12 protein-coding genes are annotated in these 13056 nt (G+C 72.7%); 9 read left to right on the forward strand and 3 right to left on the reverse strand.

What is annotated here, in order from left to right; genetic code table 11:
* Positions 1–3 precede the first annotated feature (3 nt).
* The gene (locus GGE06_RS01395; protein ID WP_220378541.1) at positions 4–1176 is read right to left on the reverse strand and encodes a 3-deoxy-7-phosphoheptulonate synthase; all 1173 of its coding nucleotides are present in this window, start codon (positions 1174–1176) and stop codon (positions 4–6) included.
* 256 nt (positions 1177–1432) lie between these two features.
* Here GGE06_RS01395 and GGE06_RS01400 point away from each other — a divergent pair, with 256 nt between their 5' ends.
* From GGE06_RS01400 to GGE06_RS01430, 7 genes are all read left to right on the forward strand, one after another.
* Positions 1433–1921 carry a PhzA/PhzB family protein gene (locus GGE06_RS01400; RefSeq protein WP_116165532.1) on the forward strand — a complete coding sequence of 163 codons (489 nt, stop codon included), beginning with the start codon at positions 1433–1435 and terminating at the stop codon, positions 1919–1921.
* Positions 1922–1952: 31 nt separating this feature from the next.
* Positions 1953–2288 carry a hypothetical protein gene (locus GGE06_RS01405; RefSeq protein WP_116160916.1) on the forward strand — a complete coding sequence of 112 codons (336 nt, stop codon included), beginning with the start codon at positions 1953–1955 and terminating at the stop codon, positions 2286–2288.
* Positions 2289–2330: 42 nt separating this feature from the next.
* Positions 2331–3164 (forward strand): PhzF family protein, encoded by an 834-nt coding sequence (locus GGE06_RS01410; protein WP_116160917.1) that lies wholly within the window; start codon positions 2331–2333, stop codon positions 3162–3164.
* A 15-nt stretch (positions 3165–3179) separates the two neighbouring features.
* Complete coding sequence (gene phzG / locus GGE06_RS01415; protein ID WP_181924628.1) at positions 3180–3848, forward strand: phenazine biosynthesis FMN-dependent oxidase PhzG; 669 nt, start codon at positions 3180–3182, stop codon at positions 3846–3848.
* A complete protein-coding gene (locus tag GGE06_RS01420) occupies positions 3845–5140 on the forward strand; it encodes a flavin-dependent oxidoreductase (protein WP_184929848.1) in 1296 nt (431 codons plus the stop codon). Before phzG ends, GGE06_RS01420 begins: the two co-directional genes overlap by 4 nt.
* Positions 5137–5481 carry a nuclear transport factor 2 family protein gene (locus tag GGE06_RS01425; RefSeq protein ID WP_116160919.1) on the forward strand — a complete coding sequence of 115 codons (345 nt, stop codon included), beginning with the start codon at positions 5137–5139 and terminating at the stop codon, positions 5479–5481. The genes GGE06_RS01420 and GGE06_RS01425 overlap by 4 nt, the downstream gene beginning before the upstream one ends.
* Positions 5482–5766: 285 nt before the next feature.
* Positions 5767–6933, forward strand: coding sequence for an IS701 family transposase (locus GGE06_RS01430; RefSeq protein WP_246532284.1), 1167 nt, complete (start codon positions 5767–5769; stop codon positions 6931–6933).
* Here GGE06_RS01430 and GGE06_RS01435 read toward each other — a convergent pair.
* Entirely contained in the window at positions 6909–8861 is a 1953-nt protein-coding gene (locus tag GGE06_RS01435) for a helix-turn-helix domain-containing protein (protein ID WP_116160920.1), read from the reverse strand. The genes GGE06_RS01430 and GGE06_RS01435 overlap by 25 nt on opposite strands.
* 313 nt (positions 8862–9174) lie before the next feature.
* Between GGE06_RS01435 and GGE06_RS01440 the strand changes: the two genes are divergently transcribed.
* Together GGE06_RS01440 and pabB are read left to right on the forward strand one after the other, a co-directional pair.
* On the forward strand, positions 9175–9828 hold the full coding sequence (locus GGE06_RS01440; RefSeq protein ID WP_246532285.1) for a 50S ribosomal protein L11 methyltransferase: 654 nt from the start codon (positions 9175–9177) through the stop codon (positions 9826–9828).
* 64 nt (positions 9829–9892) lie between these two features.
* Positions 9893–12001, forward strand: a complete 2109-nt coding sequence (gene pabB, locus GGE06_RS01445) for an aminodeoxychorismate synthase component I (RefSeq protein ID WP_184929850.1) — start codon at positions 9893–9895, stop codon at positions 11999–12001.
* An 11-nt stretch (positions 12002–12012) separates the two neighbouring features.
* Here the strand turns inward: pabB and GGE06_RS01450 are convergent, their stop codons facing one another.
* Positions 12013–12963 (reverse strand): helix-turn-helix transcriptional regulator, encoded by a 951-nt coding sequence (locus GGE06_RS01450; RefSeq protein WP_312882995.1) that lies wholly within the window; start codon positions 12961–12963, stop codon positions 12013–12015.
* Between the last annotated feature and the right edge of the window lie 93 nt (positions 12964–13056).

The raw sequence follows: 13056 nt of genomic DNA on the forward strand, positions 1-13056 counted from the left end.
GCGTCAGCCGAGCCAGGCCGAGGCCACGGAGACGGCCTGCCGCGGGTTCAGGCGCGGGTCGCAGAAGCTCGTGTACTTCTCGCCGACCTCGTGCATCCGGTCGTGGTCGGCGACGCACTCGGTGACCTCGTCGGGCGTGGTCTCCAGGTGGATGCCGCCGGCGACGCCGCCCGCCGCGGTGACCGCGCGGTGGAACTCCACGACCTCCCGCACGACCGTCTTCACCAGCCGGGTCTTGAGCCCCTCGGGGCCGGTGACGGTGTTGCCGTGCATCGGGTCGGTCAGCCAGATCACCGGGTGTCCGGCGGCGCGCACCGCGGAGACGAGCGCGGGGAGCCGCTCGCCGACGGTGTCCGCGCCCATGCGGGCGATCAGGGTGAGGCGTCCGGGCGTCCGCTCCGGGTCGAGCCTCTCGCACAGCGCGAGCAGCGTGTCGGCCGTCATGGCCGGACCGACCTTGCAGGCCACCGGGTTGGCGACGGCGGCGAGCAGCGCCACGTGCGCGCCGTCCACCTGGCGGGTCCGCTCGCCGATCCACGGCCAGTGCGTGGAGGTGAGCAGCAGCCGGCCGTCGGGCTGGGTGCGGAGCATCGGCAGCTCGTAGTCGAGGAGCAGCGCCTCGTGGCTGGTCCACACCGGGGTCTCGGGCCGCGTGCGCCGGGCGCCGTCGCCCCAGCCGAGGAACTCCATGACGTCGCGCGAGGAGCGGTAGCCGGTCAGCAGGCGGGCGGGGTCGGGCCGGCGGAGCTCCGGGTCGGGCTCGGGGGCGTTGACCATGTGGCCCCGGTAGACGGGGAGTTCCACGCCGCCGACCGTCTCCGTGGGGTTGGAGCGCGGCTTGCCGTACTGGCCGGCCAGCCGGCCGACCCGCAGGACCGGCTTGTGCGAGGTCATCTTCATGATGCCGGCGAGGACTTCGAGGAGCCCCGCCTTGCGGGCGACATCGCCCTGGTTGCACTCGGCCCAGTCCTCGGCGCAGTCGCCGGACTGGATGATCTGGACCCGGCCGGCGGCGGCCTCGGCGAGCCGCGCGCGCAGCGCGTCGGTCTCGGCGGCGTCGACGAGCGGGGGCGCGGAGGCGAGTTCCTCCCTCACTCGGGCGAGTTCCGGGTGGTCCTCCCAGGACGGCTGCTGAACCGCGGGCAACGAGCGGAGGAATGCGTGGACATTGTTCACCTGATACCTCCCAGGGTGAATTGATGCGCCGCGTTCGAGGTGGGGGCGGGCAGCGGCTGCGTACCGACTCTCGCCGACCCCGGGAAGGGTCAAGAAGCCGCACGGGCGGACTCCGTCACGTATTGCCGGCTTCTTGGCCCGACTTAACGGAGTCCCTCCCGGGGAATTGCGGAAGGCCCTGGTCCGGCAGAGAGTCCAGCAGTGCCGCTCCCGGGCGGCACCGTGGATCAGTCCCCCAGACGTGTGGAGGTCAGTGATGTCCGAGACTGTGCGCCCGCAGGCGTTCCAGGACGATGTGGAGCTCCGGCGGAACAACCGGGCGATCGTCGAGCAGTACATGAACACCCGTGGTGAGGACCGTCTCAAGCGTCATCTGCTGTTCACCGAGGACGGCAGCGGCGGCCTGTGGACCACGGACACCGGCGAGCCGATCGTCACCCACGGCCGGGACCGGCTCGGCGAGCACGCGGTGTGGTCGCTGAAGTGCTTCCCGGACTGGGTCTGGACGAACATCGAGATCTACGAGACGCAGGACCCGAACCGTTTCTGGGTGGAGTGCGACGGCGAGGGGAAGATAATCTTCCCCGGTTATCCCGAGGGTCACTACAAGAACCACTTCATCCATTCCTTCGAGTTCGAGAACGGAAAGATCAAGCAGGAGCGGGAGTTCATGAACCCCAACCAGCAGCTCCGCGCCCTCGGAATTCCCGTACCCGCCGTGAAGCGCGAGGGAATCCCGACCTGAGCGCCGGCCGCGACACGGGAACGAGCGCCGCATGAGGGTCGACATCGCCTGGTGGGATCTGGGCGACTCGCCCCAGACCATCGAATCGCTCCGTGACCACCTGCGGGACGGCGCCGTGAGCCCCTGGGCCGACGTGCCCGGTCTCCGCCTCAAGTTCTGGATGGCCGACCGGGACGGCAACCGCTGGGGCGCGGTCATGGTGTGGGAGGACGACCGCCCCGACGTCCGGTCGCTGCCCCCCAACCGCGCGGCGGAGCTGATCGGCTATCCGCCCACGCACCGGACGCGGTTCGACATCGAGGCCACCGTCGAGGGCCTTCACTCCCTTCCGGCCCTCGGCGGCCTCGGCCCGGCCCTCGCGCCGTAGCCGCGTTCCGCCGCACGACTTCTCCAGGAGAACCGAGAACCCATGCACGAGTACATGGTTGTGGACGCCTTCGCCCGCAGGCCGCTCGAAGGCAACCCCGTGGCCGTCTTCTTCGACACCGCCGACCTCACGGGCGAGCGGATGCAGCAGATCGCCCGCGAGATGAACCTCTCCGAGTGCACGTTCGTGCTCCCGCCCGAGCAGGACGGCGACGCGCGCATCCGGATCTTCACGCCCGTCAACGAGCTGGCGTTCGCCGGGCATCCGATGCTGGGCACGGCGGTCGCGCTCGGGCTGACCATGAAGAAGGACCGGCTGCGGGTGGAGACCGCCATGGGCGTCATCCCCATCGAGCTCGACCACGAGGACGACGCCACGGCCGTACGGATGCGGCAGCCGGTGCCCACCTGGGAGCCGTACCGGGAGAGCGCGGAGCTGCTCGCGGCGCTCGGCGTCGACGCGTCCGTGACCCCGGTCGAGGTCTACCACAACGGCCCGCGCCACGTGTTCGTCGGCCTGGAGAGCGTCGAGGCGCTCTCCGCCCTGCGCCCCGACCACCGCGCCCTGTCCGCCTTCCCGGACATGGCCGCCAACTGCTTCGCCGGCTCCGGCACGCACTGGCGCACCCGGATGTTCTCGCCGGCGTACGGCGTGGTCGAGGACGCGGCGACCGGCTCGGCGGCCGGCCCCCTCGCGATCCACCTCGCCCGGCACGGCCTCGCCGCGTACGGGCAGGACCTGGAGATCCTCCAGGGGGTCGAGATGGGCCGCCCCTCGCCGATGCGGTCGCACGCCGAGGGCGAGGGCGACCACGTCCGCACGGTGCACGTCGGCGGCCACGGCACCGTCGTCGCCCGCGGCGTCATCTACGTCTAGAGAGGCCCCAGTCCAGTGAGCACGACCACCACAGGCAACAGCAGCAGGTTCGAATCCCTCAGCGGCGAGACGGACCTCGACTTCCCCGAGTACGACGCGTACGACACCGCCGCACCCGAGCCGATGGCGCTGCTGCGGACCTGGCTCGACCGGGCCCGGGAGCACGGCGTGCGCGAGCCGCAGGCCCTCGCGCTCGCCACCGCCGACGCCCGCGGCCGCGCCTCCACCCGCATCATCGCGATCAGCCGCGTCACCGACCGCGGCCTCGTGTTCATGAGCCACACCAGCAGCCAGAAGGGCCGCGAGATCGCCGCGACCGGCTGGGCCTCCGGACTGCTCTACTGGCGCGAGACCGCCCAGCAGATCAGCGTCTCCGGCGAGGTGGAGCAGCTCGGCGACGCCGAGTCCGACGCCCTCTGGTACGGACGCCCCGTCCCGATGCACGCGATGTCGACGGCCGCCCATCAGAGCGAGACCCTGGACGACGTGGCCGCGCTGCGCGCCGAGGCCACCCGCCTGGAGGAGATCGGCGAGCCGCTGCCGCGCCCCGAGCGGTTCGTCGGTTACGTGCTCGTGCCCTCCGCCGTGGAGTTCTGGTCGGCCGCCTCCGACCGGCTGCACCGCAGGCTCCGCTACGACCGGCTCGACGACCAGAGCTGGCGCACGAGCCGGCTGCAGCCGTGAGGGGCGCCGAGAGCGGGGCCGACCCCGCCGACCCGGACGTCGTCGTCGTCGGGGCCGGGATCGGCGGACTGACCACCGCCCTCAGCCTCCACGCGGCCGGCATACGGACGACCGTCCTGGAGCGGACCCGCCGGATCCGCCCCCTCGGCGTCGGCATCAACATCCAGCCGCACGCCGTCCGGGAGCTGACGGAGCTCGGACTCGGCGACGACCTCGCCGCCCTCGGCGTCCCGACCGCCGAGATGGTCTGGGTCGACCAGGCGGGCGTGCCCCAGCACCGCCAGGACCGGGGGGCCGCCGCGGGCTACCACTGGCCGCAGTACTCCGTCCACCGCGGCGAACTCCAGATGCTGCTGCTCGCCGCGGTGCGCGACCGGCTCGGCCCCGACGCCGTACGGACCGGGACGGCCTTCGAGGCCGTCCACCAGGACGAGCACGGGATACGGGCCAGGGTGCGGGACCGGGAGACCGGCGCGGAGACGGAGATCGCCGCGGACCTGCTCGTCGGCGCCGACGGCCTGCACTCGGCGGTACGGGCCGGGCTCCACGCGGACGAGGGCCCGCTGCACTGGTCCGGGACCATGATGTGGCGCGGTGTCACGGAGACCGACGCGTTCCTCACCGGCCGCACCATGATCCACGCCGACGCCGGCCGCGGCGCCCGCCTGATCGCGTACCCGATAAGGCCGGGAGCGGCGGACCGGGGCCGCTCGCTGACCAACTGGGTCTGCATGGTGTCGGTCGCCGAACCCCAGCCGCTCGACGGCTCCGCCGGCTGGAACCGCGCGGGCCGCGTCGAGGACGTCCTGCCGCACTTCGCCGACTGGGACCTCGGATGGCTCGACGTGCCGGCGATGCTGACCGGCGCCGAAAGCATCCTCGAGTACCCGATGGTCGACCGGGACCCGCTGGCGGTCTGGGGCGACGGCCGGGTGACGCTGCTCGGCGACGCCGCCCACCCGATGTACCCCGTCGGGGCGAACGGCGCCTCGCAGGCGATCGTCGACGCCCGCGTCCTCGCGTACGAGCTCGCCACGACGGACGACCCGGTCGCCGCCCTGCGCGCGTACGAGGACCGGCGCCGGGCCGCCACCACCGGCGTCGTGCTCGCCAACCGGAGGATGGACCGGTCGAAGCCGAAGAACACGGCCGGTCAGGCCGGCCGGGCCGCGCCCGAGGGGATCTACGCCAGGATCGCCACCACGTACCGGAACACCACCGGTGACGACGCGGCCGAACTCAACGCGCGTGCCTCGCTGCACCCGCCGATCAGGAAGGGAACACCGGCATGACAGCCAAGCCCGTGGACGTGACCGCCGCCTACTACGCGGCCTGGAAGGTCAAGGACTTCGACACCCTGCGCTCCCTGCTCGCCGAGGACGTGGACTTCATCGGCCCGTACGGCAGCGCGACCAGCGCCGACGAGTTCCGGGCGAAGATCGAGGTGGCCTCGGAGATCAACACGGACATCGTCGTCAGGAAGGTCTTCAGCGACGGCCCCGACGTGCTGACCTGGTTCGAGCTGCACACCACCGTCGCCGAGCCGGTCCAGGTGGCCACCTGGAGCCACGTCGTGGACGGCAGGATCGCCCGGCAGCGGGTGGCCTTCGACCCGCGCCCGATCACCGGCTAGAGGACGCGCGGGCGGCCGGACCCGCCCCCGGTCACCGGCCGCCCCCCGGCCCGGTGTGGTCCGGCCCCCAGGGCCACCGACCGCACCCGGTGCCGGGGCCCCGCCCGCGGCGGGCCCGGCGGAGCCCGTTGTGCCGCGACGACAACCCGGCGGCCCAAGCGGGTGGCCCCTGTACCTCGCCCCCGGCACCCCCCGGCGGCCAGCCTTGTGGAGGCGGTTCAAGAGGGCCGTCACGGCAGGCAGCGCATGAAGGGGGTTTCTGTGAGCGTCCCCGCTGACAGGATCATGTCTGTACGGAACGTACGGGACCTGCGGGTTCGCCGCGGCATTCCGGAGCAGCGCGCCGCGGCGGAGAGCAGGTCCGAACGCGAACTCGTCATCCAGGACCTGAGCGCGGCCCTGTTCGCCTCGCTCCCGCGCCGGGACCAGCGGCGCAAGGGCGAGCAGTACCTGCGCGGCCTGCTCGCCGCGCAGGGGCGCAGGTCGATCCGGAACGTCGCGGCCTGTCTCGGCGACCCGACCCTGGAGCAGAGCCTGCACCACTTCATCTGCAACTCCACCTGGGACTGGATGCCGGTGCGCGAGGCGCTCGCCGACTGGCTCGGCCGGGCGATCGGGCCGCAGGCCTGGGTGGTCCGGCAGATGTCCATACCGAAGTCCGGCCGGCATTCCGTGGGCGTCGGCCGGGGCTTCGACCTCCACCGGGACCGCACCTTCCACGGCCAGCAGGCGTTCGGCGTGTGGTCGGCCTCCGAACAGGCGAGCTCACCGGTGACCTGGCGGCTGCTCCTGGGCGAGACGCAGGACGAGTGCGCGGGCACCGCGGCCCTCGACTTCGCCCGCCTCTTCGACGCCGACCGGCGCCCCGTCGTGCTCGACACGCCCGCGAGGGACCCGGAGGCGGTGATCCGCCGCTTCGACGAGGCCGGCGTGCCCGTCCTCGTACGCATCGGAGGCGATGCCCGGTTCACGGTCCGCGAGCCGGCCCTGCACGGACTCGACCGGGGCGCGCTCCCGGCCCGGCGGATCCTCGACGCGGCCAAGGGGCTGCGCAGGCCCACCGGCCAGGCCGACCCGGCGGCGCCCTCGGGCGTACGGCACGTGCCCGCCGCCAAGGTGCGCGTGGGGCTGCCGGGCCGCGTGCAGCACATCGAGCGGGGGCTCGTGCTCCTCGGGGAGTGGGACGACCCCCGGCGGCCCGCCGCCCAGCTGTGGGTCACCAACATGGCCAAGGCGCCCGCGCCGGTGCTGCTGCGGCTGACGCGGCTGACCGACCGGGTGGCGCAGGACCTGTCGGGCTTCGGCGACCGGGCCGGACTGCGGGACTTCGAGGGGCGGTCCCTGCGCGGCTGGCACTGCCACATCACCCTGGCCTCGGCGGCCCACGCCGTCGAGGTCCTGACGGCGGGCGGCCGGGGCGCCGAGCGCTACTTCCACGAGGCCTCGGCCTGACCTCCGGGTCCGGGCGCGCGCCGCCGCCGCAGGACGTCCCGGGCGCGCGCAAGGCGCAGCGCGAGCTGGACGTCGACCGAGCGTCCGGGCTTCTGCCAGCCGGCCCCGAGGAGTTCGGTGATCCGTTCGAGGCGGCGGACGACCGTGTTGGGATGGACGTGGAGGGCGGCGGCCGCGCGGGTCGGGCTGTTGCCGGAGGTGAAGTAGGCCTCGATGGTCGGGACGAGCCCGGCCGACCGCTCCGCGTCGTGGTCGAGGACCGGGCCGATGACCGAGGCCACGAACCCCTCGACGTCGTGGTCATCGGAGAGCAGCACCCCGAGGAAGCCGAGCTCGTCCATCGAGGCCGTGCTGCCCGCGCCGTCCAGGGCGATCATGGCGTCCAGGCAGCGCTGCGCCTCCTGGTAGACGGCCGAGACGGACCCGAGCCCGTCCGCGGGACCCGCGGCGCCGACCGTGACGGGCCGGCCGAGCAGCGGCGACAGCTCGTCGGACACGGCCTGCGCGGCGGCCGAGGCGTCCGAGCCCGGCAACAGCAGCACGATGGAGCACGAGTTCACGGTCTTGAGCCCGGAATGCCGGTAGGCGTACGAGGACGCCCAGACGACCGCCTTGCCGTGCTCGCTGCCCTCCGGGCGGGCGAGCACCACCACGTACGGACCGTCGGGATCCAGGCCCAACTGCCGCGCCCTGGTGGCGAGCTGCTGGGGCGCCCGGGCCGGTCCCGCGAGCAGACCCTCCAGGAACTCGTCGCGGATCGGCCCTGCCGCCACCGCCGTACTGCGCTGCACCACGAGCAGCAGCGCCACGGCCTGCGCGACGAAGCGGAAGAACCGCTGCGCCTCGGGGCCCGGCGGCTGCGCGACCCGGAGCAGCACGACACCGAGATGCTCCATCCCGGCGCTGACGGGCGTCGCCCACAGGGTCTCCGACAGGGCGACGGGCCCGCGCGCGGCATGCGTCTCCAGGGCGGCCCGGTGCGTCAGCGCCTCGTCGAAGGAGGCCCCCTCCTCGGTGGTCGTCAGGATCCGCCCGTGCGCGTCGACCACCGCGAGCGTGGCGCCCAGCGCCTCGGCCGCCGTCGTCGCGACGTCACGCAGATCGCTGCCGTCGAGGACCTGGGCGATCAGCCGGGACCGGACGTCGTTCAGGTACGCCATCCGCGCGATGGTGCCGCGCGCCTTGAGGCCCGACGCCTCCAGCTCGGCGATCTCCGTCTGCGTACGGTCGAGGAGATGGGCCCGCTCCAGGGCGACCGACGCGAAGTCCGCCAGGGAGCGCATCACGCTTATCTCGTTGGGCGTGAAGTGGCGCACCACGCGGTCCGCGCCGTACAGCGCGCCGATGGGGTTGCTGCCCTGGAAGATCGGCACCGCCATGATCGCGTGCAGGCCCTCCGCGCGCACCACCTCGTCGACCCCCTTCCCGTGCGGGATCCGGTCGTCGTTGAGGTAGTCCGCGGTCCAGAACGGAGCGCCCTTGTCCTGCGCCATCTCGCCGAGGCCGCGGCTCTCCTCCACCACGAGGCCGACGTTGAGCGCGGTCGTGTCGCCGTCCGAACTGTGGATGTACGAGCCGCCGTCGGGCTTGCGGAGGCTGATGTACGCCATGTCGAAGCCGATGAGCCGGCGGGCCCGGCTGGTGATGACCTTGAGCAGCCCGTCGGGGTCGTACGGGGTGGTCATGTCGTGGACCGTGTCCACCAGGGCGGCCATGACCGCCTCGCGCTGCCGGCGCTGGTTCGCGGAGGAGTGGATGTCCAGGGCGAGCCGCGTCGCCCGCTCCAGTTCGGCGAGCTGCCCCGGCGGCAGGGGCTGCCGCCTGCCCCGGTGCAGGAGCTCCTCGAAGGCGCTGGGCGGCGACTCCTGTGCGAGCAGTTCCAGAACGGCCAGCGCCGGGGCGTCGTCCGACGCCTCGTCCTTCCCCATGATGCTTTCCCCCGTGGTGTCGATCGGTTTGCCGGTCTTCGTCGGACCTATGATTCCCCGTAAAGTCGATCATGAAGCTGACCTGCGATGTGACGTTCTCGATGGTGCCTCGGCACAATCCCGGGGCGGCGCGTTGTCGTGCGGCCACCTTCCGGGCTCCGACCGGCTCGGAAAGGATTCAGGAGGGCGTCGTGAAGAGTGGCGCTCGTCACGGGGAAAAGGGGGCGGGATGACCCAAGTCGACCAGTACGTGAGGTCGCTGGAGCGGAGCCGGGCATCACTTCTGCGAACGGACCGGCCGAGAACCTTCGCCATGGCGGACCGCGAGTGGGACCTGCTCGACGGCGTGTTCGCCCCGCCCTTCTCGCCGTCGACCGGGGTGGCCATGGAGCTGCTCGGCCTCACCGGGCCGGACCGGGCGCCCTGGCGGGGCTCGTTCCTGGAGGTCGGGTGCGGCACCGGCATCATCGCCGTCTCCGCCGCCCTGGCGGGCTGCGACCGGGTGACGGCCCTCGACATCAGCGAACAGGCCGTGCGGAACACCGGGATGAACGCGGCGCGTCACGGGGTCGCGGACCGTGTGAAGGTCCTGCACAGCGACCTGTTCGACGGGCTCGCGGGCGGTGACGGCGCGGACGGGCTCGCGGGCGGTGAGCGCTTCGACACCGTCTACTGGCACTCGAACTTCGTCCTCGCCCCGTCCGCCTACCGCTACGAGACCATGCACGAGCGCGCGTACGTGGACCCCGGCTACCGGGCCCACCGCCGCTTCCTCGCCGAAGCCCCCTCGTACCTGGCCGAGGGAGGGCGGGTCCTGCTGCACTTCAGCGACCGCGGCGACCTCGCCTCACTGCACGCGATCGCCGAGGAGTGCGGCCGGGAGCTGCGGGTGCTGCGCGGCCGGTCGGACCGTGAGGGCGGGGACGCCGTCGAGCACACCCTCTTCGAGATCGCCTCGGCCGGCTGATCCCGGCGGGTCCCCCCACTGTCCACGAAGGCCCGTGCAAACACACAGAGTTGCGAAAGAACCCGTGCGAACTCTCCTCATAGACAATTACGACTCCTTCACGTTCAACCTCCACCACTACCTCGCCGAGGTGAGTGGAGTCGAGCCCGTGGTCATCCGCAACGACGACCCCACATGGGACAGCTCACGGCTCGCCGAATTCGACAATGTCGTGCTTTCTCCCGGCCCCGGAAACCCCTCCAGAGCGGCCGACTTCGGAATCTGCAAGGAGATTGTCGAAAGCGCGGACATTCCGCTGCTCGGTGTCTGTCTCGGACATCAGGGCGTGGCACTGCTCCACGGCGGAACCGTCGCCCGCGCCCCGGAACCGCGCCACGGCCGCACCTCGCCGGTGTTCCACGACGGCACCGGCCTGTTCCGGGGCATCCCCTCGCCGTTCGAGGTGGTGCGCTACCACTCCCTGACCGTGACGGACCTGCCGGAGGAACTGGAGGCCGTCGCGTGGACGGCGGACGGTGTCCTCATGGGGCTCCGGCACCGCGACCGGCCGATCTGGGGGCTGCAGTTCCACCCCGAGTCGATACTCACCCGGCACGGCCACGACCTCCTCGCCAACTTCACCGAGGCGACCCGCGAGTGGCACGCCGCCCGGGGCAGGGCCGTGACCGTGGGCGCGCCGTCGCCCGCCGTCGCCCGCACGGAGGCACCGGTGGAGGCGCCGGTGGAGGAGCCGCGGCGCCTGCGGGTGCTGACGGAGCAACTGCCCACCGACTGGGCCGACGAGGCCGCGTACCACCGGCTCTACGGCGGCAGCGAGCACGCCTTCTGGCTGGACAGCAGCCGGCCCGACGCCGACGCGGGCCGCTTCTCCGTCATGGGCGACGCCTCGGGCCCGCTCGCCCGGGTGGCCAAGGCCGACGTGTGGAGCCACACCGTCACCGTGCGCTCGGCCACCGGCTCGGAGATCATCACGGGCGGCTTCCTCGACTGGCTCGACCGCGACCTCCGCTCCCTCCGCACCGAACTCCCCGACGTCCCCTTCGGCTTCGCCCTCGGCTGGGTCGGCTACCTCGGATACGAGCTGAAGGCCCAGTGCGGCGCCGACGCGGCCCACCAGGCCGAGGACGCCGACGCCGTCATGGTCTTCGCCGACCGCGCCCTCGTCCTCGACCACGCCACGGGCACCAGCCACCTGCTGGCCCTGGCCGAGGACGGCGACGAGACCGAGGCCCGCGCCTGGCTGCGTACCGCACGACGGGCACTGGAGTCGATCGCGGGCCTCCCCGCCGTCGACCCGCCCGCGCCCTCCTCCGTCTCCGGGATCCGGCTGCGGCACGACCGCGACGCCTACCTGCGGCTGATCGACTCCTGCCACGAGGAGATCGCCGCGGGGGAGACGTACGAGGTCTGCCTCACGAACCGGGCCGAGGCCGACCTGGACCTCGACCCCTGGGACGCGTACCGCGCGCTGCGCCGCTTCAGCCCCGCCCCGTACGCCGCCCTGCTGCGCTTCGGCCGGCTGTCGGTGCTCAGCACCTCGCCCGAGCGGTTCCTGCGGGTGGACGCGGACGGCCTCGCCGAGTCCAAGCCGATCAAGGGGACCCGGCCGCGCGGCGCGACACCGGAGGCGGACGCGGCGATCGTCGCGGGCCTGCGGTCCGACGAGAAGGACCGCGCGGAGAACCTGATGATCGTCGACCTGGTCCGCAACGACCTCGGGCGGCACGCCGAGCTCGGCTCGGTCGAGGTCAGGAACCTCTTCGACGTCGAGTCGTACGCGACCGTGCACCAGCTCGTGAGCACGGTACGGGCCCGGCTGCGCCCGGACCGCAGCGCGGTGGACTGCGTACGGGCCGCGTTCCCCGCCGGTTCGATGACGGGCGCTCCGAAGATCCGCACCATGCAGATCATCGACCGCCTGGAGGCCGGCCCGCGCGGGGTCTACTCCGGTGCCATCGGCTACTTCTCGCTCTCCGGCGCGGCGGACCTGAGCGTCGCCATCCGCACGGCGGTGCTCACGCCGGGGCGCGTGCGCTACGGGGTCGGCGGGGCGATCGTCGCCCTGTCGGACGCGGAGGCGGAGTTCGAGGAGACGGCGGTCAAGTCGGCCCCGCTGCTGATGCTGACGGGCGCGGAGTTCCCCGGCCGGCGGGAGAAGTCGGTACGGGGCTGAAGGGCCCCGCCTCAGTGCGCGGACCGGCGGCCGCGACCGGTCCGCGCACCCTGCTCCAACAGCCCCGCCGGGCCCGACTCCCGGTACCGGTCGACGAGTTCGCCGAGCAGGCGCTCGGTCTCCTCGCCGTCGGGCGTGTAGATCCACATCTTGGTGTCGGGGGCGGACGTCATGACGCACCCGGTCGCGATCACGCTGAGCTGGTCGCCGTCGACGGTCCAGAAGGACTTGCGCCGGGTGACCGACGAGGCGACCTCGTGCCGGGCCCACATCTCGGCGAAGCGCGTACTGCGTTCGGAGAGCTGCCGGATGAACTCGGTCCAGTGCGGGTCGCCCAGGTGGCGGCCCGACTCGGCCCGCAGCTGGGCGACCATGAACGAGACCTCGCGCTCCCACTCGACGAGCGGCTGCAGGTGCTCGTCGGAGGTGAACAGGTGCCGGAGCACGTTGCGGTCCGGCGGCGGCAGCAGCGCGAGGCCCGGATCGAGGGCCGCGTACGCGTCGTTGAAGGCGAGCACGTCGTAGCGCGCGGTCACGATGCTCGCCGGAAGCGGGGTGAGGGCGTCCAGGATGGTCTGGTGCTCCGGCGGCTGCGGCGCCCGCGCCGACACGTCCAGCGGCACGCCGGGGACGTCCGCCAGGCGGTAGAGGTGGTCGCGCTCGGTCCGGTCGAGGCGCAGCGTCCGGGCGATCGCGTCGAGCACCTGGACGCTGGGGTTGATCCGCCGGCCCTGTTCGAGCCAGGTGTACCAGGCGACCCCGATGCCGGAGAGCTGCGCGACCTCCTCGCGGCGCAGGCCGGGCGTCCGGCGGCGGGTGCCCCGGGAGAGGCCGACGTCCTCCGGGTCGATGCGCTCGCGGCGGAGCCGGAGGAACGCGCCCAGCTCGGAGCGCCGCCGGGCGGCCTCGCCGCCTGCGGAACCGGAGTCGGAGGCGGGGTCGATGGGCGAGGCGGGCGTCACCACCCCAGTGTGCCGGACGGCTTCGTTCCGTAGCCAGATACCCCCAGTACCGGGATAACTGGATATCTGGTACCCGAATATCAGTACCAGGAT

Source organism: Streptomyces nymphaeiformis (genome assembly GCF_014203895.1).
Lineage (GTDB): Bacteria > Actinomycetota > Actinomycetes > Streptomycetales > Streptomycetaceae > Streptomyces > Streptomyces nymphaeiformis.